Below are 23683 nucleotides of genomic sequence, written 5' to 3' on the forward strand. Positions count from 1 at the left end.
GGGAAACTAGCGGACTGGAAAGGGGAATTCGTGGAACATCCTCTCAGAACAAGGGATTGAGCCAGTGTACGCCGATCTGGGCCGATCCCATGGCAATAACACGCCAACGTTGAACAACCAGTGGCCGAGATGCCATTCTTGTCAACTAACCCACAGGGTCGCACAAATGCCTGTTCGACAGGAAAGCACAGAGGCTAAGAATTCTCGTAGGAAGGCGCGCAAAGCGAATAAGGCGACAAAGGCCTGCATTTCAGGTGCTTGAGCTAAATTCCGGAAAGCTGGTTGCCAATCATGCGCTGAATGGCTGATGGCGGAGAGACAGGGATTCGAACCCTGGGTGGGCTTGCACCCACAACGGTTTTCGAGACCGCCCCGTTCGACCACTCCGGCACCTCTCCGCGGGGGTCTGTGAGGGGGGGATTTAGTGATGAACACCCGGGGGTGCAAGCAGAAAGTTTCATAATTTATCAATCCCAGGATTTTCCGTTGCCAGATGCCGCAAAACCCCTAGGCTTCTGTACATGAGACATTTTACGCACCACATCACCACCGCCCTTTCGCTGTTTCTTTTCACAGTATTCATGCTGTCAATCCCGGCATCCGCGGCCGGGCGCGATAGGATCGAGGCATTCTTGACCACGACCGGTTTCGACGTTGCTCTTGAAAGTATTGCTCTGGCTTCGGCCTCGGCACCTCAGATGCTGGGTTTTGACCCCGATGGATTCGGGTCGGACTGGGCGCGGCTGACCGAAGAAGTTTTCGATACCAAAGACATGCATGAAACTGCAGTTTCGATTTTAGAGCAGACGCTCAGCGATCAGGCGCTGAATCACGCGGTAGAATTCTATGCATCAGATCTGGGTCAACGACTGGTCTCTGCTGAAAACGCATCCCATCTGATCGAAGATGACGAAGCGAAACAACAGCAGGGGCAAGAGATAGTCGCTCAACTTGTCCGCGAAGGCTCTCAACGTGTTGAGAGTCTAAAAAGGATGAACACTGCCATCGACTCAAGCGGTACTTCTTTGCGCGCTCTTCAGGAAATACAAATCCGGTTCCTCCTCGCCGCCAGCGCTTCAGGTGTGATCGAACTACAGTTGGATGCAGATGAATTGCGCGCAATGATGAAACAGAACGAAACCGGGATGCGACAGGCCTTACAGCTCTCCGCACTTGCCGGTGCTGCTTATACCTATCAGGATTTCTCGGATGCGGATGTCATCACCTATGTCGAAGCGTTGGAACAGCCTCTAATGCAGGAAGTCTACGAACTTTTGAACGCCATTCAGTATGAGATAATGGCTATGAAATTCGAAGTCTTGGCAACCAAAATGGCCGAGCTTCACCCCGCACAGGACATCTGATGCGCATTCTGATCGTTTTCGCCCTGATCTTCTGGGCCACATCATCCGGCGCCGTGGAAAAAGCGGATCGGCTGGCGCAGGCAATGCGTCTGGAGAACCTGATCGAAATTCTCCTGTCCGAAGGCGGAAAGATGAGCCAAGAGATGGACGCCACTTTGTTGGATGGCAACGGTGGTGCTCTGTTCGAAACTCGGGTCGAGGCGATTTATGATCCCGATTGGATGTATGATCAGTTGGTCCAGGGATTCCGGCAAAGCCTGGATGAAGTGCATTTGGAACGCGCCATCGCCTTTTTTGAAAGCGATCTTGGCCAGACCATCGTTTCCCTTGAGAATTCCGCACGGCTTGCATTTGTTGATCCGGCAATCGAAGACTTGGCAAAACAGGCCTATTTCGAAAACACCAAAGCCAGCATGCAGTTCAAACTGGTCGAAGAGTACATACTGGCCAACGACCTGATCCAACAGAACGTGCGGAGCGCTTTGAGCGCGGATTACAACTTTTTCAGGGGGATAAATGACGGCCAGGTTCTCAATAACAGCGACCTTCTGGACAACCTTCTGCTGCAAAAGGACGGGATCGAGCAAGAGACAGAAACCTGGCTGTATTCCTTTCTGTTGATGGCCTATAACCCTCTGAGCAACGCCCAGATGCGCAAGAACATCGCGTTTTCTCGAACGGATACAGGGCAAGCGCTGAACAGCTCACTGTTCGAGAGCTTCGACAGTATGTATGATCAGATCTATTACGATCTGGGAAAGGCGGTTGCGGCTGTCTTACAGGGCTCTGATCTTTAGTCGCCATTTCATGTTGACTTTCCCCTGCAATCTTTGGATAAGCGCCCATCCCGGCCGGAATCTCCGCGCCGGGTATCGTTATTGTTGACCCAAGGGGCTGATCCATGGGTCATTCACACAGCCCGAAAAGGGCGCGCTGTTCGAGGTGGCTGAGGCCGAAAACACCCGCAAGGGGACCACAGAACGCGGGTTAGACAAAGGAAAGACGCATGTTTGCGGTCCTCAAGACTGGCGGCAAGCAGTACAAGGTTCAGGCGGGTGATATCCTCCGTGTTGAAAAATTGGCTGCCGACGCAGGTGAAAAAGTTCAATTCAACGATGTTCTGATGCTGGGCGGTGACGCTCCGGTTGTTGGTGCACCGTTTGTAGATGGTGCAGCCGTTCAGGCCGACGTGATCGAACAGATCAAGGGTGACAAGGTCATCAACTTCGTCAAGCGCCGTCGTAAGCACAGCTCGAAGCGTACCGTTGGCCACCGTCAGAAGCTGACCCTGGTCAAGATTACCGACATCCTGTCGTCGGGCGCTGACAAGTCGGGCATCAAAGCTGCAACCGGTTCCGCGCCGGCTGGCGAAGTTGCACCCGCAGCGAAAAAGCCCGCCAAGAAAGCAGAAGCCAAAGCAGAGGCACCCGCCGCTGTTGCTGCTGCAGACGATCTGACCGCGCTGAACGGTGTCGGCCCAGCCGCTGCTAAAAAGCTGAACGAGGCCGGTATCGAGAGCTTTGCCGCTCTGGCCGCCTTGTCGGACGAGCAGATTGCTGCTATCGAAACGGTCAAAGTGAAGCCCGAATGGGTTGAGCAGGCCAAAGAGCTTGCTAAAGGCTAAGGAGAGAGAGAATGGCACATAAAAAAGCTGGCGGTTCCTCCCGTAACGGTCGCGACTCAGCTGGTCGCCGCCTTGGCGTGAAACTGTATGGTGGCCAGGCCGCCATTTCAGGCAACATCATCGTGCGTCAGCGCGGCACCAAGTTCTGGCCGGGCGAAGGCGTAGGCATTGGCAAAGATCACACCATCTTTGCAACTGTTGATGGCGCTGTGAAGTTCCACAAAGGCCTCAAAAACCGCACCTTTATTTCGGTCCTGCCAGTGGCGGAGGCCGCAGAGTAAGCCGAAACCCATAAGGTTTGAAAATTCTTGGGGGACCGGCAGAAAATGCCGGTCCCTTTTCTCGTTTTAACGCAGGTTCGATCAAACAGTCCGATGACAGTCGCAACCACCAGTTTCCTGATCTTTGCCGCCAGTCAGGTCGGCACGCCGGGACCGGCCAATATGGTCCTGCTGGGAACCGGTGCGCGTTACGGGTTTCGGGCAGCGCTGCCTTTTGTGGGCGGCGTCATTCTGGGCAAGCAGCTAATCATCTGGCCGGTGGGCTTTGGATTGCTGCAATTAGCGGATCAGGCGCCGGCGGTGTTTGCTGTTCTGAAATACGCCTCGGCGGCCTATATCATGTGGCTGGCCTGGAAGATCGCCAACACGCGGCTGTCCCGGCAAGAGGCTGATGGCGCAGCGCCAGGGTTTCTGGCTGGATTGATTGTTCATCCGCTCAATCCCAAGGCCTGGGCCATGATCGTTGCGGGGTTCACGGGGTTTGTCGCCATCGGAACACCAACTTTTGAGGCAACGCTCGCAATCGCGGCTTGTTTGTTGATTTGTCAGGTGATTCTTCACCCAATCTGGACATTTGCCGGGGATAGAATTGCCCACGCGGTTGAAGGTCGGCCGATGGAAAAATATCTGATGTGGACGTTAGCAGGTCTCACTGTTGCGTCTGTACTTTTTGTGTTGTTCGGAGGAGGAACGCACCTATGAAACTTGAGACGATCATAAACCAGCCGGTCATAGAAACCGAGCGGTTCGATCTGCGCCCTCTGCGCCGGTCGGATCTGGGTCTCATCGAACATTATGCCGGAGATGAGCGGGTTGCGCGTATGACGACAAGGATTGCGCATCCTTTGCCGCCCGGCGCGGTTGAGGCCTTTGTGACCCGGTCCATGGCCGAAGACCGCAGCGAGGATGTCTGGGCGATGGACGCGACCAAGGATGGCGGTCCGGAGCTGATAGGCCTAATCTCTCTGGAACGCCTGGATCGCAACCAATCCGAGGTCGGCTATTGGGTGGCTCCTGTCTATTGGAACACCGGGATCGCATCTCTGGCGGTCGAAGCACTGGTTGTCGCCAATCCGCTTGAAAACACGTCGATGTTCGCAAGCGTATTTCAGGACAATCCAGCCTCAGCCAGGGTGCTGACGCATTGTGGTTTCGAATACCTGGGTGATGCCGAAATCTATTCAGTGGCGCGTGATGCGAACGTGCCCACTTGGACATACAGTAAAAAACTCTGACTTGTGGCCGGTGGGGCCTTTGCAGTAGGGGACAGTCATGAAATTTCTCGATCTTGCAAAGGTCTACATCCGGTCCGGGGCCGGCGGTGGCGGCTGCGTCAGTTTTCGGCGCGAAAAGTACATTGAATACGGCGGTCCCGATGGCGGCGACGGCGGTAAAGGTGGCTCTGTCTGGGTCGAAGTTGTGGATGGGTTGAATACCCTGATCGACTTTCGCTACCAGCAGCATTTCTTTGCCAAGAACGGTCAGCCTGGCCGAGGGCAGCAGCGCACCGGAAAAGATGGTGATGACATCATTCTGCGCGTCCCGGTCGGCACTGAGATCCTGGACGAAGACGAAGAAACCGTCATCTGCGATCTGACAGAGGTGGGCCAAAGGGTCCTTCTGGCCAAGGGCGGCAATGGCGGTTTTGGCAACCTGCACTTCAAATCGGCCACCAACCAGGCCCCTCGTCGGGCTAATCCGGGTCAGGCAGGTATCGACCGCACGATCTGGCTGCGCCTGAAACTGATTGCCGATGTCGGCCTGTTGGGGATGCCTAATGCTGGCAAATCGACCTTTCTTGCTGCGACATCGAACGCACGCCCCAAAATTGCCGATTACCCCTTTACCACCTTGCACCCCAATTTGGGCGTGGTGGGTGTCGACAATGTGGAATTCGTGGTGGCCGACATCCCCGGTCTGATCGAGGGCGCACATGAAGGACGCGGGATCGGAGACCGCTTTCTGGGCCACGTCGAACGCTGCGCGGTATTGCTGCATCTGGTCGATGGCACTTCCGAGACAGTGGCCGAAGACTACCGTACGATCATTCACGAGCTCGAAGCCTATGGTGGAGAATTGGCCGATAAGCCTCGCATCACTGTGCTGAACAAGGTCGACGCCTTGGATGACGAGGAACGAGAGTTGGCAAAATCCGAGCTAGAAGGGGCCGTTGGTGGCTCTGTGATGGCCATGTCAGGTGTCGCGCATCTTGGCGTAACCGACGTCCTGCGGGCCTTGCGAAGTCAGATCGACGATGACCGCGTACGTCAGAAACCCGCCGAGGAGGAACTGCCTTGGCAACCCTGACCGCAGCCAAACGCCTCGTGGTCAAGATCGGATCCGCCTTGCTGGTGGATCGGAACACAGGGTTGCTGCGCTCGGACTGGTTACATTCGCTTGCTCAGGACGTCGCATGGCTAAAGGGGCAGGGGACCGACGTCATTCTGGTCTCATCGGGGTCAATCGCGTTGGGGCGTGGCGTTTTGGGTCTGCCCATGGCCACGCTTCCGTTGGAACAGTCGCAAGCCGCCGCCGCTGTCGGGCAAATCCGGCTGGCCCGCGCCTATGAAGAAGCGCTGACGCCTCACAACATTACCACTGCACAAGTGCTCGTTACGCTGGAGGATAGCGCGGATCGTCGCCGCTATCTGAATTCACGCGCCACCTTGGAAACGCTGCTGGGGCTGGGTGTCGTTCCGATTGTCAACGAAAACGATACAGTCGCCACGGATGAGATCCGATATGGCGACAATGATCGTCTGGCCGCTCAGATCGCCGTCACTGTTGGCGCTGATCAGCTGATCCTGCTGTCGGATGTTGATGGGTTCTACTCGGCCAATCCAAATGAGGATGCCTCGGCCAAGCGGTTTGACATCATCGAAGACATCACGCCCGAGATTGAGGCGATGGCGGGTGATGCCGGTTCCGGCCTATCAAAGGGCGGGATGAAGACCAAACTGTTGGCGGGAAAAATGGCCACGGCTGCTGGTTGCGACATGGCGATCACCGAAGGCTCCCCTCTGAACCCGTTGAAAACGCTTGAAAACGGCGCGAACTGTACATGGTTCATCGCGACAGTTGACCCGCATGCCGCACGCAAACGCTGGATTTCAGCGATGAAACCCCGGGGTGAGATAGTTGTAGACGCGGGGGCCGCGCGGGCGCTGAGCAATGGCAAAAGCCTGTTGCCAGCAGGAATAGTCGAAGTGTCCGGAGATTTCGGGCGCGGTGATCCTGTTTCGATCATGGACCCACAGGCGCGACGGCTTGCGCAGGGGCTCAGCCGCTATACCGCGCAAGAAGCAGACGCTATCAAGGGGCGCAAATCGACCGAGATCGAAGCCACTCTAGGCTATCCTGGCCGCGCGGTGTTGATCCACCGCGATGATCTGGCTGTTTGACAACACTGACTGAAAGGCACCTGAGATGAAGGATTTCGACAGCATCCCCGACCTGATGACCGATCTTGGGAAACGCGCCAAGGCCGCCGCTGCCGAGCTGGCATTTGCAAGCGCCGAGCGTAAACACGCAGCCCTGATTGGGGCCGCCGAGGCTGTTTGGGCCAATCGTGAAAAGATCATTGCGGCCAATAAGAAAGATATGGAATTCGGGCGCGACAAAGGGTTGAGCCCGGCGATGATGGATCGCCTGATGCTGGATGAGGCCCGCATTCAGGGCATGGTCGACGGGCTGCGCGCCGTTGCAGAGCAGGCCGATCCTGTTGGTGAGGTTCTGACCGAATGGGACATGCCCTCGGGCCTGAACATTCAGCGCGTGCGCACGCCTCTGGGCGTGATCGGCGTGATCTATGAGAGCCGCCCGAATGTCACGGCGGATGCGGGGGCGTTGTGCCTGAAATCCGGGAACGCGGTCATCCTGCGCGGTGGATCAGAAGGCTTTCATTCCTCGTCAGCCATCCATGCCTGTTTGGTTCAGGGTCTGAAATCGGCGAACCTGCCCGAGGATGCCGTTCAGCTTATCCCAACCCGCGACCGGGCGGCGGTTCAGGAACTGCTGACCATGACCGATTATGTCGACGTAATCGTTCCCCGTGGGGGCAAAGGGCTGGTCGGGCTAGTCCAGCGCGAGGCCCGGGTCCCGGTATTTGCCCATCTGGAAGGCATTGTGCATATCTATATCGACAAGGCCGCTGATCCGCAAAAGACGCTCGATGTGGTTTTAAACGCCAAAACCCGTCGTACCGGAATCTGCGGTGCTGCCGAATGTCTGCTGATCCATCGGGATATCGCTGAAACGCTCGGACGGGATGTCATATCGGCGCTGTTGGCCGCAGGTGTCGAAGTACACGCCGAAGGTACTTTGGCCGTTGATGGCACTATCGCGGCCACTTCTGATGACTGGGGCAAAGAGTTTCTGGATAGTATCATCGCGGCCAAGCCGGTGGCTGATATCGACTCCGCCATTGCGCATATCCGCAGGTTTGGGTCGAACCATACGGATTGCATCATGACCGAGGATCCCGCTGCAGCTGCCCGTTTCTTTGAACGGCTTGATAGCGCGATCCTGATGCATAACGCCTCAACCCAATTCGCCGATGGCGGTGAGTTTGGCATGGGGGCCGAGATCGGCATCGCCACCGGAAAGATGCACGCGCGCGGCCCCGTAGGTGCGGCTCAACTGACCAGTTTTCAGTATCTGGTGCGCGGTTCAGGGACTGTTCGGTCTTAAAACCGGATTTCGACGCGGGTTGAGGCCGTATCGGTCGCGACCCGCCGTCCAATCGACGATGCGGATTCAGGCAGCAGCGCAAATTGAACCTGCGCAGGGGTGACCTTGTTGGTAAACCGTCCGCTGGGCAGGTTCTTCCATAGCTCGGCTTCCAGCTTCAATTTGTCCGCGGTCCCTGTCACAGACCAGTTCTTCCCGTCGTTTACGATCGTTACATCCCCGCCAAATGGCATCGCGCTTTCGCAGCACATCAACGCCAGAAAGGCCAGTTTCACCTGATTACGCGGTACCGCTTCGGTCAGGTTCCAGTTGACGCGAACACGACCTGCGCGTTCGACATCATTCAACAGCTCTAAAACCTCGGCCCGCCCAAGGGGATGATCGCTGGCCGACCCAAAAGCGACCCTGAAAAAGCGGATACGTGCGCCGGCGCTGCCGACACTTCCCGCGATCAGTTCCATCTCGGGGCCTTGCACCGCGCCAACCATTTCAAGCAGCTCCAAGCCGTTGGTGATCGCCCCGATCGGGCTGATCAGATCGTGGCAGATCCGCGAGCCGATCAGTTCGGCCAGGTTGACGTCCAAGTCGCTCATGCGTACCTCCTGCTGTATCTGCCACCGGACCGGAGCCCCTTGATGACAGATCTGAATGCCATTCTTGCACCGGGCATGTATGTCCGCCACCCCGATTTCCCCGATTGGGGCGTTGGACAGGTACAATCCAACATCGCAGGTAAGATCACCGTAAACTTCCGCGAGCAGGGAAAAGTGGTAATCGACGGGACACGCATCGCCCTGATGCCGGTCTTTGATCCGTGAAACTGGTTTAAGAAAGGTTAACGTTTGATCGAAGCGCTCTATGTTGCCATTCCCCTGAAACCTGCGGTATCAGCGCGGAAACAACACGGAACCTCTGATGCCGGACGCAGGCCCTTCTTTCACCGTCAAACTCGCCGAAAATGACACCGAATTGCAGGCTGCACAGCGGTTACGCTATGACGTGTTCATACGTGAACTGGGCGGCGGTGGAGAAATGGTCGACCACGATGCCGGGCTGGAGCGCGACAGGTTCGATCCCTATTTCGATCATATGTTGGCGATTGACGATCAATCTGGAAAAGTTGTTGGCGTTTACAGGCTGTTACCAGGTGATCGTGCTTCTGAAATCGGACAGTTCTATTCCGAAGATGAATACGATCTTTCCATCTTGAAACAAGGCGGACGCAAGCTGTTGGAGTTGGGACGTTCATGTCTACATCCCGATTATCGCGGCGGCACAGCAATGTACCACCTGTGGAATGGCTTGGCCGCCTATGTCGCCGAGCGCGAGATTGAGGTCTTGTTCGGCGTCGCCAGTTTCCACGGCACCGATCCTCAAGCTCTGGCTCAGCCTTTGTCCATGTTACATCACAATCACCTTGCGCCTCCGGACCTTCGGGTTCGGGCTCAGCCCGAAGTGTTCCAGCCCATGGATATGCTGGATAGCGATAAACTGGATCGGCGCGCAGCGATGGTGCAGGTTCCAGCACTGATAAAAGCATACCTGCGTCTCGGCGGGTTTGTGGGCGAGGGTGCCTTTATCGACCATATGTTCAATACCACCGATGTTTGCCTTATCCTCGACACGGCGCGGATGAATGAGCGACAACGGCGCATCTATGGCGGAGCGTAACGTGATGAGTGACGCCTCTTGGCACAGTGAAGACGCACCTGACCCAATCAATCTGGGGGTCTGCGGATGGCTATTGGTCTTCCTTCGGGGTTTACCACTTGCTGTATTTGTATTCAGCGGGCTGATTGTCCTGCTGATCCTTCGCATGATCGAGCGCCCGCTCTATGGGGTTCACCGTCCGGTCACGCCCTTCATCACGCAGTTCGTATGCCGTAATGCGTTCCGGATTCTCGGGATTAGCTACCGTACAACCGGCGAGCTTATGACCCAGCGTGGTGCGGTTGTTGCGAACCATTCCTCGTGGCTTGATATTTTTGCGCTGAATGCCCGTAAAAGAATCTATTTTGTCTCGAAGGCCGAGGTAGCCAAATGGCCCGGTATAGGCTGGCTGGCGCGAGCGACAGGTACGGTTTTCATCGAGCGCGACCGCAAGAAGGCACGCGAACAGACACTTCTGTTTCAGGAGCGCCTGACAGCCGGTCACAAGCTGCTGTTTTTTCCAGAGGGCACGTCGACCGACGGTTTGCGGATTTTACCATTTAAAACAACACTTTTTGCGGCATTCTTCACCGAAGATCTACGCGATTTCATGTATGTTCAACCGGTGTCGGTCGTTTACCATGCACCTAAGGGTGAGCCTGACCGGTTTTATGGCTGGTGGGGTGACATGGATTTTGCGCCGCATCTGTTAAAGACTTTGGGAGCGCGTCGCCAAGGTGGCGTAGAGCTAATCTATCATTCGCCAGCCAAGGTCAGCGACTTTGAAAACCGAAAAGCCCTGGCCGCCTATTGCGAAGATACCGTGCGTCAGGCGCACAGCCTTGCGCGGCTTGAAAAATAGGGCGATTGGCCCTTGCACTGCCTGAAAACCTGCCGTATACGCGCGCTATTCAAACCCGCAGGCGGGGTTTGGGCTTTATAGGGGAGACATCCCTATCTGGCCCGCCGGTTGGAGCATCCGCTTCTTTCACCCCCGCCGAGGCGTAAACCGGAAAAAGGAAATAAAGCATGGCTCTTCCCGAGTTCTCCATGCGTCAGCTGTTGGAAGCTGGCGTTCACTTTGGTCACCAGACACAGCGTTGGAATCCCCGCATGGGCCCGTTCATCTACGGCTCGCGCAATGGCATCCACATCATGGACCTGACCCAGACCGTTCCTATGCTGGACCAGGCTCTGCAGGCTGTTCGTGACACTGTTGCCAAGGGCGGCCGCATTCTGTTCGTAGGCACCAAGCGTCAGGCCGCAGGCCCAATCGCCGAAGCAGCTGAAAAGTCAGCCCAGTACTACATGAACCACCGCTGGCTGGGCGGCACCCTGACCAACTGGAAAACCGTTTCCCAGTCGATCAACCGTCTGAACCAGATTGACGAAGCCATGGAATCGGGCGCCGAAGGCCTGACCAAGAAAGAGCGTCTGGGCATGGAACGTGACCAGGGCAAACTGCAGGCTTCGTTGGGCGGTATCCGCGAAATGGGCGGCGTCCCGGATCTGCTGTTCGTCATCGACGTCAAAAAAGAAGCACTGGCCATAGCCGAAGCCAACAAGCTGGGTATCCCAGTCGTGGCAGTTGTCGACACCAACTGCTCGCCCGATGGTGTGGATTACATCATTCCTGGCAACGATGACGCAGCCCGCGCGATCTCGCTGTACTGCGATCTGGCAGCACGTGCCGCTCTGGACGGCATGACCGCTCAGATGGGTGCAGCAGGCGTTGATCTTGGCGCATTCGAAGAAGCACCGGTTGAAGAAGTCGTTGCGGAAGAAGCACCCGCAGCAGCAGAAACACCTGCCGAAGCGTAAGCTGCCCGTCACGTAAATGACATCTGGGGCAGGGTATGACCTGCCCCAATTCCGTTTGAATTGAGGAGAGCCAAAAGATGGCAATCACAGCAGCAATGGTAAAAGAACTGCGCGACACCACTGGCGCAGGCATGATGGACGCGAAAAAAGCGCTGACCGAAACCGGCGGCAACATGGACGAAGCCGTTGATTGGCTGCGCACCAAAGGCTTGGCCAAAGCGGCCAAGAAATCGGGTCGTACCGCGGCGGAAGGTCTGGTTGCCGTTCACGTAAACGGCAACAATGGTGTTGCAGTTGAAGTGAACTCGGAAACCGACTTCGTCGGGAAAAACGCCGAATTCCAGGAAATGGTTGGTAAGATCGCATATGCCGCAGAAGGCGTCGACAATGTCGAAGCTCTGCTGGCAGCTGATCTGGGTGGCAAAACCGTTGCGGAAACGCTGACCGACAAGATCGCCACCATCGGTGAGAACATGTCGGTGCGCCGTATGTCAAAACTGTCGGGCGACACTGTTGTATCTTACGTCCATAACGCAGCCACCAACGGCATGGGCAAGATCGGCGTTCTGGTCGCTCTGACCGGCGGTGACGAAGCCATCGGCAAGCAGATTGCGATGCATATCGCGGCTGTGAACCCGGCAGCTCTGTCCGAGGCAGACATGGACCCGGCGATCGTCGAAAAAGAAAAGCAGGTCCAGATGGACATCGCGCGCGAATCCGGCAAGCCGGAGCAGGTCATCGAAAAGATGATCGTTGGTCGCATGAAGAAGTTCGTCGCTGAATCGACCCTGTTGAACCAGCAGTTCGTTGTAAACCCTGACCTGACCGTTGAGGCCGCTGCCAAAGAAGCAGGCGCGACTGTCACCGGATTCGTGCGTCTGGAAGTTGGCGAAGGCATCGTTGTCGAAAAAGAAGACTTTGCTGCTGAAGTTGCAAAAGCAGTTCAGGGCTAAGCATCACAGGCCCTGAACAGGGCCTGTATCGATCAGAGAAACCGGGTACGCCATGCGTATCCGGTTTTTCTTTGCCCTTAGTGTAGAAATGATGCCAAGAAACGAAAAAGGACGCCGAAAGCGTCCACAAGTTAAACCTAGTTTGAATGAGGGGCCCCGCAAAGATGGGGATGGACGAGGCCCCCCAAAATTCCGACAAAGAGACGCGGACAAATAGGCGCCCTATTGTCAGAGCGATCGGAGAGCTTTGTTATTGCAAAGATCCGACCAAATGTTCCCAGGCTAAAGCCACCACTCACGGAACAATACCACTTTGCAACTTTAGCGTTAGATTCGGAAAGTCATGTTTTCCTTACCCTAGGTAAATTGACGCATATTCGCGTCACTCCCTGAGTCAAACCCCAACGATGAACATCTGATTTTGAAGAGATGCTTTCAAAACTGCCTGCGCCGTTGTCTCGACTACGAGGGCCTCGCGCGCCAGACGCAGATGCTTTTCGACAGTGGCCGAAGTCAGCCCCATCAGAATCGCAATGTCCTGAGTTGTTTTGCCGTCGCCGACCCACTCAAGCGCCTCACGCTGACGTTTTGTCAGGGCGCGATTTGGTGCGTTATAGGGCAGGGTGAGGATTTTCAGATGAGCAACGTTGTTCATCAGAAGAATATCCTGGCCAAATTCCTCCCAGACAGCGTCCACATCGTCTTGTGTACGCGATCCATGCGCTGAAAGCGAAATTGCCCCTTTCGACCGAACCGAAACCGAGTCGAAACTGACCGTATAGCCGGCGACGACACCTTTGGTTTTGTTGAACTCGATGACGTCTCGCTCTTTTGCGGTCAGGGTGCCATCAGTCATCAGATCCTGGGCGATCCTCCAGCTTGCGGCCCCTTCATTATGCAAAGCCCATTTCAGCATTGGAGCATGGAAATACAACCCGCCTCCCAGAAACCCATCCAGGTAATCTTTGCTGTGATTGGTCAGGATTACAAAATCCTCGGGATCCCCCAGCGACGTTTCGGTGCGATATCGCGTATATCCGTACAGCAAACGATCGAACCCATATTCTGCCATTTGCCGGCAATGGGCATCCCAGAGCTCTTCCAGGGTTTTGGTATAGCTGAGGAAATTCAGATACTCAGAAAGCTTCATAGCGATCATTCACCCTGTAAATGGGACCGCAACGCATCCAGCGCCAGCACATATCCCTGCGGGCCCAATCCGCAAATCATGCCTACAGCCACACGTGAGATATAGGATCGGTGTCGAAACTCCTCACGCGCGTGGATATTAGACAAATGAACCTCGATGACCGGCAGCTCAACCGAGGCGATTGCGTCCATCAGGGCAATCGAGCTGTGCGTATAGGCACCTGCGTTCAAAACAATGCCGTCCTGCACACCTTTGGCGGCATGAATGGCATCAATCAACGCGCCTTCGTGGTTGGATTGGAAATGAATCACTTCCATCCCGATAGACTTACCGTGTTCGAGGCACATATCCTCGACCATTTGCAGCGTTGTGCTTCCGTAAACCTCGGGCTGTCGCGTGCCCAGCAGATTGAGGTTCGGACCATTCAGAATAAGAGCTTTATGCATTGTTATACTGTCCCCATAACAAGGTTCTTAAACGTGAACAGGTAGAGATGTCCACCGAACCTGGATCATGCGTCAGAACCGCGGCCATTAGGACACGAGGCTATGCCATGGTCACGACAATCTTCCCAAGGGCCTTTCGGCTGGCCAAAAGCTCTAGCGCTTCTTGCGCTTGGTCCAGAGGGAACTGCGCGCTGATCTGTGGTTTGATCTGACCTTTGGCATATAACCCGAACAAATCTTTCATGTTTTTGCCATGTCCCTTCGGGTCGCGAAACACCGAGGCGCCCCAGAAAACACCAACAATTTGACAACCCTTAAGCAGAGGGAGGTTCAATGGTATCTGAGGGATTCCGGCTGGGAAACCGACGACCAGGAATCGCCCCTTCCACCCCAAGCTGCGCAGCGCTGGCTCTGAATAGGCACCGCCAACGGCATCGTAGACGACATCAATGCCCTGACTACCGGCTAAGGCCTTGATGTCCGATCCAAAGGCCTTTTGCGCCTGTTTGTCCATGTCGCGCGCGTAAATGATCGTTTCGTCCGCCCCGATCTGACGACAGAAATCTGCTTTGTCCTGCGATGAGACTGCCGCAATAACCCTAGCCCCCATGGCATTGGCTAGCTCAATCGCAGCCGTACCAACTCCGCCTGCGGCACCCAGAATCAGGACCGTTTCCCTTTGTTGCAGCGCAGCGCGGTCCTTCAGTGCGTGATATGAGGTGCCATAGGTGAAGATAAAGCTCGCCGCGTCCTCAAATGGCATTGAGCTCGGGAATTTAACAGCTGTCGCCGCTTTGACCGCCAGATGTGTGGCAAAACCTCCGTGTCCGGTCAGGGCCAGCACACGGTCGCCAACGTTAAAGCCCGAAACACCTTCGCCCAACCCGATAACCTCGCCAGCGATCTCACCTCCGGGGGCAAACGGTCTTGGTGGCTTTATCTGATACAGGTCGCGTATCATCAGTGTATCCGGGAAATTAACGCCTGCGGCCCGCACGCGAACAAGCAATTCGCCCTTGCCCGGCGACGGATCGGGCAGGGTGGTCAGTTCCAATGTCTCCGGCCCGCCCGGAGCGACGCTGAGTAAGGCTTGCATGTTTACGCTAATGTCCCTGTTATTCGGTAAGGAGGAACTTTTGGCCTACTGTTCTGAGTTGTCAAGAAACCACCCGGCACAACCGGGTTAGGCGTTACTCTTGACCGACAAATGAGACAGTTTGCCAAAATCAAAAACCGAGGAGCAGGTCATGACCCCCGAAACTCTTTTCTCATTGCAGGGCAAAACCGCTCTGGTCACGGGTGGGGCCACCGGAATTGGCCGAATGGCGGCCGAGGCGCTGGTCCGGGCGGGTGCACGTGTACTGTTGGCATCTCGTAAAGGTGACGCGTGCGAGGCGGTCGCGGCCGAATTGAACGCACTGGGCGCCACAGGAACCGCCGAAGGGTTTGCCGGTGATGTCGGATCAAAAGAGGGTGTCGGCAATCTGGTGGCCGAAGTGCTCAAGCGCACGGACCGGCTGGATATCCTCATGAACAATGCCGGTGTTTCCTGGGGCGCACCGATGGGTCAGTTTCCCTACGAAGCCTGGGAAAAAGTCATGTCGATCAATGTGACAGGAATATTCGAACTGACCCAAAAACTGTTGCCGATTCTGATGTCTTCCGGGACTGCCGAAGATCCATCCCGCATCGTCAATGTTGGATCGGTTATGGGCGAAGTTCCTATGGGCGACGGTGCGTATAGCTACTCTGCCTCAAAGGCGGCTGTGCTGCATCTAACCAAAATCATGGCCAAAGAACTTGCTCCGCATCACATCACCGTCAATGCGCTGGCACCTGGACCCTTTGTCTCTCGGATGACGGCATTTGCCACATCTGACGAAGGGACGCGCAAGAAAGTCGGCAAATCCGTGCCCTTGGGTCGCGTTGGACGTGACGAGGATATCGCAGGCTGTATGCTGTTCCTGTGCGGTCTGGGCGGCAGCTATGTCACAGGCGCGGTGATCCCGGTTTCGGGCGGGATCAATGTTGTCACCGCCGGCAACATCTTTGCTGAAGCACTCTGAAGCATCGGCCAAGGGGAGCCACGAAATGGACAACGCAATTCTGGATCTGAAACGCGTCGATGCCTATCTCGGCACGCATCTCAAAAGGTATCGGGGTCCGTTGGAGGCGAAAAAATTCGAGGTTGGCCAATCAAACCCAACTTTTGAGTTAAAAACGCCTGAGAATTCCTATGTCCTGCGCCGCAAGCCGCCGGGAGTGTTGCTGAAATCCGCCCATGCCGTTGACCGCGAGTTCAGGGTTCAAAGTGCTCTGGCCGACAGCGATGTGCCTGTACCCAAAATGCTGCTGCTTTGCGAGGATGATGACGTCATCGGGTCGGCGTTTTATGTGATGGAGCATCTCGATGGCAGGACTTTTCTTGAACCCACAATGCTTGGTGAAAGAACCGAAACCCGCACGGCAATTATCGACGAGATGAACCGCGTTCTGGCGGCGCTGCATAAGGTCGACATCGATTCTGTTGGTCTGTCCGACTATGGCCCGCCGGGAAGCTATTTTGAGCGTCAGATCGGGCGGTGGACGAAACAATTTCGGGCGTCCGAAACCACTCAGATTCCGGATATGGATGCCTTGATCGAGGCTTTGACCAACGCAACCCCCAAGGATGATGGTCAGAGAACGCTGGTTCACGGCGATTACCGCATCGACAATCTGATGTTCGAAAAGCAGGGCACACGCTGTCTGGGCGTACTGGATTGGGAATTGTCGACAATCGGGCATCCCTTTGCCGATCTCGCAGCCGTTATCATGCAATGGCAGATGCCACCTGGAAAAGAGGGGCGGGGTCTGGCTGGCATAGACCGGTCCTCGCTCGGCCTGCCATCCGATCAGGCTTTCATTGATCAATACTGCGAGCGCCGCGATCTGCCCGGAATTGATAACTTTGGGTTCTATCTGGCGTTCAATTTCTTCCGAATGGCCGCGATCTTGCAGGGTGTTTATAAGCGGGCGCTTGACGGAAACGCCTCTGATCCGAAAAGAGCTCAGGTTTTTGGTAGTTACGTTCCTAAGTTTGCACAACGAGGGCTGACTGCATTGGGCTGAGGGTGAAACCACCTAGGGCGTATGAAATCTCGACAATTCAAGCTCAAGGTTGGCCAGGCTGTTTTTGCCAAAGAACATCTCAGTATCTACAAACATGCTGGGGACACCGAAAACACCTCGCTTGACCATAGCCTTGGTTTGGTTTTTCAGGTTTTGTTTTACGTTCAGATTGGTCATGGCCTCGCGCAGTTTTCGTATAGGCAAGCCGTTATCCTGAAGAATGTCGCAAAGGACACCCAGATCATCCACTTTTTGGCCGTGCACCCAAATAGCATCAAATATGGACGCTATATATCTGTTTTCCCATGGTTTACCGGATGCTAACAAAGCCCCGCGCATGGCGAATTTGGTGTTCATCGGGAAATGTGGGCTCATATGAAAGCTCAACCCACGGTGACGCGCAAAGCGATGGAGATCGCGGGTCAAATAGGCCGTCTTCTGCCGGTTCTCTGAAAAAGCCTTAAACGGGCTTTGGTTATTGGTGGCTTTGAAAACAGTGGCCAGCAGAACCGGAACATATGTAACACCGACTTCGTGCTTTGCAGCGATATCAGATATCATCTTCTGCGCGAGGAAGGCGTTCGGACTGCAAAAATCATAAACAAATTCTATATGTTGCGGCATATTTCTCCTCCATTAGGCGAGAGCCGAACCGGACACGAATCTATCTGCGACCACATTAGCAGGCAAAACCCTTCTGGCGTACAGGGACATCGTTGGATTGAGGTGATTTAGCTGTCCTTTTTCCGCTTAACCCCGCAATATCCGGGAAAGATACGTTAATTTCTCAAAGTTGAGCACACACAGATGAAGTTCGAACAAGCCCGGCTAGATCGTATTTGCGATTGGATGCAATCCTATGTGGATGATCGCAAATATGCCGGAAGCTCATTCTTGATGATGCATCAGGGCAGGGAGGTTCTGTTTCATTCCTGCGGGCTTAGAAGCGTTGAGAACAATCTGCCATTCGAGCGGGATACCCTCGTTCGCATCTATTCGATGACCAAGCCGATAACCACTGCGGCCCTGATGATCCTTGTCGAACGCGGTGAGGTTCACCTCGGCGCTCAAGTGTCTGAATATATATCTGATTTCACCGCAACACAGGCGCTGGTACCCGGCGCCACAAGGTTGGATCAGACCGAACCTGCACCTGCACCAACGCTTCATCAGCTGCTGACCCATACAAGTGGCCTGAGCTATCCTTTCAACCCCGGCATCCTGGCTGCGGCAATGGACGAACTTGATCTTGTTTTCGGCCCTAAAGAAGGGTCTTTGGCCGAAAGAGTATCTTTGCTGTCCACTTTGCCTTTCGCCTTTCAGCCAGGAACGCGATGGGAATATTCGGTGGGGATAGACGTTATTGGTCGCGTGATAGAAGTTATTTCTGGCCAATCTCTGGAGCATTTCCTTGCGGAAGAGATTTTCAAACCTCTTGGCATGTCCCAGACCGGGTTCAGGGTTCCGGCGGGAGCAGGGGATCGGTTTGCCTCGCTCTATACGCCTTTGGCGGGCAATGCGATGGCGCTAAACGAAGCCCGTACGGGTGAGCAGACATTGCGTCTGGTCGACAATGCCGAAGCATCGCCCTTTGAATCGGCAACAATGTACTCTGGGGGCGGAGGGTTGGTTTCAACCATTGATGACTTTGCTAGATTTTCAGAGATGCTCCGAAATCGCGGAAGATTCGGTGATCAACAGATTCTTGCACCAAAAACTGTAGAATTCATGCTTCACAACCACTTACCCGGCGATATTGCCTCGATGGGACCGCAGAGTTTTGCGGAACAACCCATGGAGGGCATGGGCTTTGGCCTTGGTGGCGCTGTCATCATTAACCCCGGCAGAACCTGTGTTCCGAGCAGCATGGGGGATTTCAGCTGGGGTGGTATGGCATCGACCTTCTTTTGGGTTGATCGTCAGAACGATTTTACAGCGATTTTTTTCACCCAACTGTCACCATCCAGCTCTTATCCCTCCCGCGCAGAATTGAAGGCGCTCACCCTCGGGTCAATCATTGAATGACATTCGGCGCGCTGATACCCATTCGCCAAGATTAATCGGAGTACCGCATATGACCGAAGCAGAGAGAGTTCTTCTGGATCTTCTGGACGTTGAAAGACTGGAAGTGGACCTGTTTCGGGGAACAGGGTCGGGCGGCGAAACACCTATGCGGATTTTCGGCGGTCAGGTCATCGCACAAGCACTAGCCGCCGCATATCGCACCGTCGACAACCGCCTATGTCATTCCCTGCACGCCTATTTCATCCGCCCAGGCGACCCAAGCATTCCCGTAATTTATCAAGTTGATAGGGCCCGTGACGGAGGTTCCTTCACGACGCGCCGTGTGGTTGCAATTCAGCATGGTAAGCAGATTTTAAACATGTCCGCCTCATTCCACATTCAGGACGAAGGTTGGGATCATCAGCACGACATGCCTGAGATGGAAACGCCTGAATCCTACCCATCGAGATCAGAGCTCAAGAAGAAATATCTGGACAAAGTATCGCCCAGCTTTCGCGGAGAACTAACACGCGAGCGCCCGATCGAAGTCCGCGAGGTCGGCCATCTGGATCCTTTCAACCCAGAGAAATCGGATGACCGCAACCAGATCTGGTTCCGGATGGGGGCCGCGGCCAATGCCGATGCGGTCACGCAGCATCTGTTGCTGGCCTATGCTTCAGATATGTATCTCATGAGCTCGGGAATGCGCCCGCACGGCCTAAGCTGGTTTACTGGTGAGGTGAACGGCGCCAGCCTGGACCATGCGATTTGGTTTCACGCGCCGCTCAAGTTCGAGAATTGGCATCTGTATTCCATGGATTCGCCATGGAGCGGACGAGGGCGCAACTTCAACCGTGGATCAATCTATTCCGAAGATGGCGTTCTGGTCGCATCAGTTGCCCAGGAAGGCCTGATGAGGCGCCCTCAGAACAAAAGTTAAGTCTCTTCAATAAACATTTGATTTAACTTCTGCATTCCTGAAATCCACCTGTCATAATCTCCGGATTTATGGCGAATGTAGTCCAGAACCTGTGGATGCGGCAGTACCAGAAATTGCTCAGAAGATATTGCCTTTACGCAAGCCTCGGCAACATCTTCAGGTTCCAACATTCCGTCAATCGAAGCCACGGAAGTTTCGTGCCCGCGCGTCATATCGGACCGTACGGCTTGTGGGCAAAGTACCGAGACCCGCAAACCTTTGTGCCCATATGTAAACGACAACCATTCAGCAAACCCAACGGCTGCGTGCTTTGTGACACCATATGGAGCTGCACCTGGCTGGTTCAGCAATCCAGCGGCTGAGGCCGTTGTCATGATATAGCCGCCGCCACGTTCGAGCATTCTGGGCACCAGATGCCGCGCGGTCCAAACATGTGACATCACGTTGATTTTCCAGATGCGATCCCAGTCTTCATCCGGAACCTCCAAACCACCAATCGTCAATATCCCGGCATTTGCACAATACAGATCGATAGGGCCAACCGAGCTTTCTACAGCTTCGATCAACTCGGCTGTATTAGCCTCAAGCGAAACATCACAATGGAATGAATGGCCGCCAATCTCTTTTGCGACAGCGTCTGCGCCGGTTTTGTTGATATCAGCGCAGACAACCGTGGCACCTTCACGAGCAAATCGCTGTGCCAAACCTTTTCCGATGCCATCAGCGGCACCGGTCACAACAACGATCTTTCCGTTCAATTCCATTCGATCCTCATGATGCAGTAGGTGTCAGGAACAGATCGTAAGGTATTGTGAGGATTTGAAAAGTTTCCCAAGCGCATTGGCATTAATTTACCATAATACCAATTACACGTATTCTGGAAACTTAGTAAAACGCCTGCAATCCCGTCTGTGCACGCCCGAGGATCAACGCGTGAACATCATGCGTCCCCTCGTAGGTGTTGACCGTTTCTAGGTTCACCATATGTCGGATGACCTGAAACTCTAGCGAAATGCCGTTGCCGCCGTGCATGTCACGCGCATGACGTGAAATATCCAGGGCTTTGCCGCAATTGTTGCGCTTAATGATCGATATCATCTCGGGCGCGGCTTCGGCCTTGTCCATCAGTCGCCCGACACGCAGGCTTGCCTGAAGACCCAGAGCAATTTCTGTCTGCATATCCGCCAATTTGCGCTGGAAAAGCTGCGTCTGCGCCAATGGCTTGTCAAATTGTTTCCGGTCCAACCCATATTGGCGCGCCGCATGCCAACAGCTTTCGGCAGCGCCCATAACACCCCAGCTGATTCCGTAGCGTGCGCGGTTAAGACATCCAAACGGGCCTTTCAGGCCCTGAACATGAGGCAGCAAAGCATCCTCGGTGACTTCGACACCCTCCAGCACAATTTCACCGGTGATCGAGGCGCGTAGGCTCAGCTTGTTCTGGATTTTCGGCGCGCTCAGACCTTTGAGGCCTTTTTCAAGGACAAAACCACGGATCTTTCCGTCATGTGCATCAGATTTGGCCCAAACAACAAACACATCCGCAATCGGGGCGTTCGATATCCACATCTTGCTGCCAGATAGACGATATCCACCGTCGATCTTTTCCGCACGCGTTTTCATACCTGCCGGATCAGAGCCCGCATCAGGTTCGGTCAGACCAAAACATCCGATCCATTCGCCGCTGGCCAGTTTCGGAAGGTATTTCCGGCGCTGCTCCTCGCTGCCATAGGCATAGATCGGATACATCACCAACGAGCTTTGTACAGACATCATCGAGCGATAGCCCGAATCCACGCGTTCCACTTCTCGGGCGACAAGGCCGTAAGAGACATATCCGCCCCCTAGCCCGCCGTATTCTTCCGGGATCGTAGTGCCCAGCAGACCCATTTCACCCATTTCACGAAAAATCTCGGGGTCAGTTTTTTCGTTCTGAAATGCTTCTGTCACCCGCGGCTGAAGCTTTTCCTGCGCATAGGCTTGCGCACTGGCCGCAATCATACGTTCGTCTTCGTCTAGCTGGTCTGACAGGCGGAACGGATCATCCCAGGCGAACTGGCCCATGTCAGGCACATCTTTGGCGCGTAATGTCGGCTTGGTGTCAGGGGCATTCATGGTGCTTCTCCGCTTTGTCAGCTTCGCGGCAAACTAACCCGTCGGCCCGTCAAAAAACAGTAAGAGTTTCGCATCCACCCTTGAGTAAAACTCATAGCTTGCATCCGCCTGCCCCACGCGTTCAACCCAGCGCGTATCCCGCACCGCGAACAGTGCGAACCGGATCATCTCCACCATACTGCGTTAGTGCTTTGCGTAAGCGGCCGATATGAACGTCGACCGTTCGTGTATCGACATAAATATCCCGCCCCCAGACGCGATCCAATAGCTGTTCTCGGCTCCAGACGCGGCCCGGCTTTTCCATGAATGTGCTCAGCAAGCGAAATTCGGTTGGGCCAAGCTTTAGTGGTTTGCTGTCGCGGCTGACCTTATGAGTTTCAGAATCCAAAACGATGTCTGCGAATTCCAGCCTAATTCCTACAGTCGCAGGCCGGACACGCCGCAACTGGGTGCGTACCCGGGCCATAAGCTCGACAATCGAATAGGGTTTGACCACATAGTCATCAGCCCCGGTTTCCAGACCTCGTACTTTGTCGATTTCTTCCGACCGGGCCGACAACATGATAATTGGAATCGACCGCGTGTCGGAGCGGGTTTTCAGCCGGCGGCAAACCTCGATCCCGCTGAGATTGGGCATCATCCAGTCCAGTACGATAATGTCCGGACTGTCTTCATCGACCAGCAACATGGCCTCTTCACCATTGGCTGCTTTGGATACGCGAAAGCCTTCTGCCTCGAGATTATAGGCCAGGACTTCGCGCTGAGCCGGCTCATCCTCGACAACCAGAACGGTCGGTTGATCAGCGGACATTCTCAAATCTCCTAGACGGATTGCGATGTAAAATCGGCTTTGGGACGCGCTTCTGTCGGGCGCTCTCCGGTCACCAGATAAACGACCTGCTCGGCAATCGCCGTCACATGATCGCCCATACGTTCTATATTCTTGGCGATGAAATGCAGGTGCATACAGGATGAGATGTTGCGTGGGTCTTCTGCCATGAAAGTCAGGAATTCTCGGAACAGACCATTATACATCTGGTCGACTTCCTCATCACGTTCGATGACATCCGCCGCCAGCTCAGCGTCGCGCTGGACATAGGCGTCCAAAGCGTCCCTGAGCATCCGCTCGACCTCACGTGCCATACGTCGCAAGGCGGCGGCACTGCCATTGATCTCACTGGTATTGACCAGGACCGTCGTGCGTTTGGCTATGTTCTTTGAATAGTCGCCGATACGTTCCAGGTTGGCGGAAACCTTCAATACCGATAGGACCAGACGAAGATCGCTTGCTGTTGGCGCACGCAGCGCGATCAAACGCGCCGTTTCTTCGTTGATCAGCTCTTCCAACGCATCAATGGCCTTGTCGCCCTGACGCACCTCTTGCGCGAGTTCGACATCGCGCGACTCAAGCGACCGTGCCGCGCTCATGATTGCGGCTTCGACGAGGCCGCCCATTTTCATGATATGCGCCTGAATGGCTTCCAGATCCCGGTCGAAGGCGGATGCGATATGTTGTTCTGTCATCTCAGAATACC

At 55.0% G+C, this 23683-nt stretch carries 27 protein-coding genes and 1 tRNA gene; 18 read left to right on the forward strand and 10 right to left on the reverse strand.

Going from position 1 to position 23683, the window contains the following annotated elements; genetic code table 11:
• Positions 1 to 308 precede the first annotated feature (308 nt).
• Positions 309 to 398: transfer RNA gene (locus AC2FIM_RS02320), tRNA-Ser, on the reverse strand.
• Between the two features lie 123 nt (positions 399 to 521).
• Here AC2FIM_RS02320 and AC2FIM_RS02325 point away from each other — a divergent pair.
• The 9 genes from AC2FIM_RS02325 to AC2FIM_RS02365 all read left to right on the forward strand — a co-directional run bounded on the left by AC2FIM_RS02325 (position 522) and on the right by AC2FIM_RS02365 (position 7958).
• Positions 522 to 1364, forward strand: coding sequence for a DUF2059 domain-containing protein (locus AC2FIM_RS02325; RefSeq protein ID WP_142633842.1), 843 nt, complete (start codon positions 522 to 524; stop codon positions 1362 to 1364).
• A complete protein-coding gene (locus tag AC2FIM_RS02330) occupies positions 1364 to 2161 on the forward strand; it encodes a DUF2059 domain-containing protein (RefSeq protein WP_496707803.1) in 798 nt (265 codons plus the stop codon). The genes AC2FIM_RS02325 and AC2FIM_RS02330 overlap by 1 nt, the downstream gene beginning before the upstream one ends.
• 209 nt (positions 2162 to 2370) lie before the next feature.
• Positions 2371 to 2988, forward strand: coding sequence for a 50S ribosomal protein L21 (locus AC2FIM_RS02335; protein ID WP_282021257.1), 618 nt, complete (start codon positions 2371 to 2373; stop codon positions 2986 to 2988).
• Positions 2989 to 2999: 11 nt separating this feature from the next.
• Positions 3000 to 3269, forward strand: a complete 270-nt coding sequence (gene rpmA / locus AC2FIM_RS02340; RefSeq protein WP_120635433.1) for a 50S ribosomal protein L27 — start codon at positions 3000 to 3002, stop codon at positions 3267 to 3269.
• A gap of 93 nt (positions 3270 to 3362) precedes the next feature.
• Positions 3363 to 3971 (forward strand): LysE family translocator, encoded by a 609-nt coding sequence (locus tag AC2FIM_RS02345; protein WP_271947094.1) that lies wholly within the window; start codon positions 3363 to 3365, stop codon positions 3969 to 3971.
• Entirely contained in the window at positions 3968 to 4504 is a 537-nt protein-coding gene (locus tag AC2FIM_RS02350; protein ID WP_142633834.1) for a GNAT family N-acetyltransferase, read from the forward strand. Before AC2FIM_RS02345 ends, AC2FIM_RS02350 begins: the two co-directional genes overlap by 4 nt.
• 37 nt (positions 4505 to 4541) lie before the next feature.
• Positions 4542 to 5576: a GTPase ObgE gene (obgE, locus tag AC2FIM_RS02355; protein WP_271947096.1), complete on the forward strand. Its 1035-nt coding sequence runs from the start codon at positions 4542 to 4544 to the stop codon at positions 5574 to 5576.
• Positions 5564 to 6670 (forward strand): glutamate 5-kinase, encoded by a 1107-nt coding sequence (proB, locus tag AC2FIM_RS02360; RefSeq protein ID WP_271947098.1) that lies wholly within the window; start codon positions 5564 to 5566, stop codon positions 6668 to 6670. Before obgE ends, proB begins: the two co-directional genes overlap by 13 nt.
• 25 nt (positions 6671 to 6695) lie before the next feature.
• Complete coding sequence (locus AC2FIM_RS02365; protein ID WP_271947099.1) at positions 6696 to 7958, forward strand: glutamate-5-semialdehyde dehydrogenase; 1263 nt, start codon at positions 6696 to 6698, stop codon at positions 7956 to 7958.
• Here AC2FIM_RS02365 and AC2FIM_RS02370 read toward each other — a convergent pair.
• Positions 7955 to 8551: a histidine phosphotransferase family protein gene (locus AC2FIM_RS02370; protein ID WP_271947100.1), complete on the reverse strand. Its 597-nt coding sequence runs from the start codon at positions 8549 to 8551 to the stop codon at positions 7955 to 7957. The two genes, AC2FIM_RS02365 and AC2FIM_RS02370, sit on opposite strands and share 4 nt — an antisense overlap.
• A gap of 42 nt (positions 8552 to 8593) precedes the next feature.
• On the opposite strand from AC2FIM_RS02370, the gene AC2FIM_RS02375 reads away from it, so the two are divergent.
• The 5 genes from AC2FIM_RS02375 (at position 8594) to tsf (ending at position 12382) form a co-directional block, all read left to right on the forward strand.
• On the forward strand, positions 8594 to 8776 hold the full coding sequence (locus AC2FIM_RS02375; protein ID WP_008756567.1) for a DUF3553 domain-containing protein: 183 nt from the start codon (positions 8594 to 8596) through the stop codon (positions 8774 to 8776).
• A gap of 97 nt (positions 8777 to 8873) precedes the next feature.
• Complete coding sequence (olsB, locus tag AC2FIM_RS02380; RefSeq protein WP_496675580.1) at positions 8874 to 9629, forward strand: L-ornithine N(alpha)-acyltransferase; 756 nt, start codon at positions 8874 to 8876, stop codon at positions 9627 to 9629.
• A 4-nt stretch (positions 9630 to 9633) separates the two neighbouring features.
• On the forward strand, positions 9634 to 10470 hold the full coding sequence (olsA, locus tag AC2FIM_RS02385; RefSeq protein ID WP_271948058.1) for a lyso-ornithine lipid O-acyltransferase: 837 nt from the start codon (positions 9634 to 9636) through the stop codon (positions 10468 to 10470).
• 167 nt (positions 10471 to 10637) lie between these two features.
• A complete protein-coding gene (gene rpsB, locus AC2FIM_RS02390) occupies positions 10638 to 11429 on the forward strand; it encodes a 30S ribosomal protein S2 (protein ID WP_142633821.1) in 792 nt (263 codons plus the stop codon).
• A 77-nt stretch (positions 11430 to 11506) separates the two neighbouring features.
• Positions 11507 to 12382 (forward strand): translation elongation factor Ts, encoded by an 876-nt coding sequence (gene tsf, locus AC2FIM_RS02395; RefSeq protein ID WP_142633819.1) that lies wholly within the window; start codon positions 11507 to 11509, stop codon positions 12380 to 12382.
• 394 nt (positions 12383 to 12776) lie between these two features.
• Here tsf and AC2FIM_RS02400 read toward each other — a convergent pair whose 3' ends face one another.
• From AC2FIM_RS02400 to AC2FIM_RS02410, 3 genes are all read right to left on the reverse strand, one after another.
• Entirely contained in the window at positions 12777 to 13532 is a 756-nt protein-coding gene (locus AC2FIM_RS02400) for a LuxR family transcriptional regulator (RefSeq protein ID WP_142633818.1), read from the reverse strand.
• Positions 13533 to 13537: 5 nt separating this feature from the next.
• On the reverse strand, positions 13538 to 13978 hold the full coding sequence (aroQ, locus tag AC2FIM_RS02405; protein WP_271947108.1) for a type II 3-dehydroquinate dehydratase: 441 nt from the start codon (positions 13976 to 13978) through the stop codon (positions 13538 to 13540).
• 100 nt (positions 13979 to 14078) lie between these two features.
• Positions 14079 to 15074, reverse strand: a complete 996-nt coding sequence (locus AC2FIM_RS02410; RefSeq protein ID WP_271947110.1) for an NADPH:quinone oxidoreductase family protein — start codon at positions 15072 to 15074, stop codon at positions 14079 to 14081.
• A gap of 151 nt (positions 15075 to 15225) precedes the next feature.
• On the opposite strand from AC2FIM_RS02410, the gene AC2FIM_RS02415 reads away from it, so the two are divergent.
• Complete coding sequence (locus AC2FIM_RS02415) at positions 15226 to 16044, forward strand: SDR family NAD(P)-dependent oxidoreductase (RefSeq protein WP_271947112.1); 819 nt, start codon at positions 15226 to 15228, stop codon at positions 16042 to 16044.
• 25 nt (positions 16045 to 16069) lie between these two features.
• The gene (locus AC2FIM_RS02420; protein WP_496675597.1) at positions 16070 to 17089 is read left to right on the forward strand and encodes a phosphotransferase family protein; all 1020 of its coding nucleotides are present in this window, start codon (positions 16070 to 16072) and stop codon (positions 17087 to 17089) included.
• Between the two features lie 12 nt (positions 17090 to 17101).
• On the opposite strand, the gene AC2FIM_RS02425 is transcribed toward AC2FIM_RS02420, so the two are convergent.
• On the reverse strand, positions 17102 to 17713 hold the full coding sequence (locus AC2FIM_RS02425; RefSeq protein ID WP_496675600.1) for a 2-hydroxychromene-2-carboxylate isomerase: 612 nt from the start codon (positions 17711 to 17713) through the stop codon (positions 17102 to 17104).
• Between the two features lie 183 nt (positions 17714 to 17896).
• On the opposite strand from AC2FIM_RS02425, the gene AC2FIM_RS02430 reads away from it, so the two are divergent.
• Together AC2FIM_RS02430 and AC2FIM_RS02435 are read left to right on the forward strand one after the other, a co-directional pair.
• Positions 17897 to 19114, forward strand: coding sequence for a serine hydrolase domain-containing protein (locus tag AC2FIM_RS02430; protein ID WP_496675605.1), 1218 nt, complete (start codon positions 17897 to 17899; stop codon positions 19112 to 19114).
• Between the two features lie 49 nt (positions 19115 to 19163).
• Positions 19164 to 20033, forward strand: coding sequence for an acyl-CoA thioesterase (locus AC2FIM_RS02435; protein ID WP_271947120.1), 870 nt, complete (start codon positions 19164 to 19166; stop codon positions 20031 to 20033).
• Here the strand turns inward: AC2FIM_RS02435 and AC2FIM_RS02440 are convergent.
• From AC2FIM_RS02440 to phoU, 4 genes are all read right to left on the reverse strand, one after another.
• Positions 20030 to 20797, reverse strand: a complete 768-nt coding sequence (locus AC2FIM_RS02440; RefSeq protein WP_496731732.1) for an SDR family oxidoreductase — start codon at positions 20795 to 20797, stop codon at positions 20030 to 20032. The two genes, AC2FIM_RS02435 and AC2FIM_RS02440, sit on opposite strands and share 4 nt — an antisense overlap.
• Before the next feature lie 121 nt (positions 20798 to 20918).
• Entirely contained in the window at positions 20919 to 22148 is a 1230-nt protein-coding gene (locus AC2FIM_RS02445) for an acyl-CoA dehydrogenase (RefSeq protein WP_496675609.1), read from the reverse strand.
• Between the two features lie 121 nt (positions 22149 to 22269).
• Entirely contained in the window at positions 22270 to 22959 is a 690-nt protein-coding gene (phoB, locus tag AC2FIM_RS02450) for a phosphate regulon transcriptional regulator PhoB (RefSeq protein WP_142633798.1), read from the reverse strand.
• Positions 22960 to 22970: 11 nt separating this feature from the next.
• The gene (gene phoU, locus AC2FIM_RS02455) at positions 22971 to 23672 is read right to left on the reverse strand and encodes a phosphate signaling complex protein PhoU (protein WP_271947126.1); all 702 of its coding nucleotides are present in this window, start codon (positions 23670 to 23672) and stop codon (positions 22971 to 22973) included.
• Positions 23673 to 23683: the final 11 nt, after the last annotated feature.

This window comes from Ruegeria sp. CDSC052 (assembly GCF_059610685.1).

What these genes read in the sequence shown, in the direction of transcription:
- AC2FIM_RS02325 (WP_142633842.1), top strand. Translation starts at nt 522, where the DNA reads ATGAGACATTTTACGCACCACATCACCACCGCCCTTTCGCTGTTTCTT.
- AC2FIM_RS02330 (WP_496707803.1), top strand. Translation starts at nt 1,364, where the DNA reads ATGCGCATTCTGATCGTTTTCGCCCTGATCTTCTGGGCCACATCATCC.
- AC2FIM_RS02335 (WP_282021257.1), top strand. Translation starts at nt 2,371, where the DNA reads ATGTTTGCGGTCCTCAAGACTGGCGGCAAGCAGTACAAGGTTCAGGCG.
- rpmA (WP_120635433.1), top strand. Translation starts at nt 3,000, where the DNA reads ATGGCACATAAAAAAGCTGGCGGTTCCTCCCGTAACGGTCGCGACTCA.
- AC2FIM_RS02345 (WP_271947094.1), top strand. Translation starts at nt 3,363, where the DNA reads ATGACAGTCGCAACCACCAGTTTCCTGATCTTTGCCGCCAGTCAGGTC.
- AC2FIM_RS02350 (WP_142633834.1), top strand. Translation starts at nt 3,968, where the DNA reads ATGAAACTTGAGACGATCATAAACCAGCCGGTCATAGAAACCGAGCGG.
- obgE (WP_271947096.1), top strand. Translation starts at nt 4,542, where the DNA reads ATGAAATTTCTCGATCTTGCAAAGGTCTACATCCGGTCCGGGGCCGGC.
- AC2FIM_RS02365 (WP_271947099.1), top strand. Translation starts at nt 6,696, where the DNA reads ATGAAGGATTTCGACAGCATCCCCGACCTGATGACCGATCTTGGGAAA.
- AC2FIM_RS02370 (WP_271947100.1), bottom strand. Translation starts at nt 8,551, where the DNA reads ATGAGCGACTTGGACGTCAACCTGGCCGAACTGATCGGCTCGCGGATC.
- AC2FIM_RS02375 (WP_008756567.1), top strand. Translation starts at nt 8,594, where the DNA reads ATGACAGATCTGAATGCCATTCTTGCACCGGGCATGTATGTCCGCCAC.
- olsB (WP_496675580.1), top strand. Translation starts at nt 8,874, where the DNA reads ATGCCGGACGCAGGCCCTTCTTTCACCGTCAAACTCGCCGAAAATGAC.
- olsA (WP_271948058.1), top strand. Translation starts at nt 9,634, where the DNA reads ATGAGTGACGCCTCTTGGCACAGTGAAGACGCACCTGACCCAATCAAT.
- rpsB (WP_142633821.1), top strand. Translation starts at nt 10,638, where the DNA reads ATGGCTCTTCCCGAGTTCTCCATGCGTCAGCTGTTGGAAGCTGGCGTT.
- tsf (WP_142633819.1), top strand. Translation starts at nt 11,507, where the DNA reads ATGGCAATCACAGCAGCAATGGTAAAAGAACTGCGCGACACCACTGGC.
- AC2FIM_RS02400 (WP_142633818.1), bottom strand. Translation starts at nt 13,532, where the DNA reads ATGAAGCTTTCTGAGTATCTGAATTTCCTCAGCTATACCAAAACCCTG.
- aroQ (WP_271947108.1), bottom strand. Translation starts at nt 13,978, where the DNA reads ATGCATAAAGCTCTTATTCTGAATGGTCCGAACCTCAATCTGCTGGGC.
- AC2FIM_RS02410 (WP_271947110.1), bottom strand. Translation starts at nt 15,074, where the DNA reads ATGCAAGCCTTACTCAGCGTCGCTCCGGGCGGGCCGGAGACATTGGAA.
- AC2FIM_RS02415 (WP_271947112.1), top strand. Translation starts at nt 15,226, where the DNA reads ATGACCCCCGAAACTCTTTTCTCATTGCAGGGCAAAACCGCTCTGGTC.
- AC2FIM_RS02420 (WP_496675597.1), top strand. Translation starts at nt 16,070, where the DNA reads ATGGACAACGCAATTCTGGATCTGAAACGCGTCGATGCCTATCTCGGC.
- AC2FIM_RS02425 (WP_496675600.1), bottom strand. Translation starts at nt 17,713, where the DNA reads ATGCCGCAACATATAGAATTTGTTTATGATTTTTGCAGTCCGAACGCC.
- AC2FIM_RS02430 (WP_496675605.1), top strand. Translation starts at nt 17,897, where the DNA reads ATGAAGTTCGAACAAGCCCGGCTAGATCGTATTTGCGATTGGATGCAA.
- AC2FIM_RS02435 (WP_271947120.1), top strand. Translation starts at nt 19,164, where the DNA reads ATGACCGAAGCAGAGAGAGTTCTTCTGGATCTTCTGGACGTTGAAAGA.
- AC2FIM_RS02440 (WP_496731732.1), bottom strand. Translation starts at nt 20,797, where the DNA reads ATGGAATTGAACGGAAAGATCGTTGTTGTGACCGGTGCCGCTGATGGC.
- AC2FIM_RS02445 (WP_496675609.1), bottom strand. Translation starts at nt 22,148, where the DNA reads ATGAATGCCCCTGACACCAAGCCGACATTACGCGCCAAAGATGTGCCT.
- phoB (WP_142633798.1), bottom strand. Translation starts at nt 22,959, where the DNA reads ATGTCCGCTGATCAACCGACCGTTCTGGTTGTCGAGGATGAGCCGGCT.
- phoU (WP_271947126.1), bottom strand. Translation starts at nt 23,672, where the DNA reads ATGACAGAACAACATATCGCATCCGCCTTCGACCGGGATCTGGAAGCC.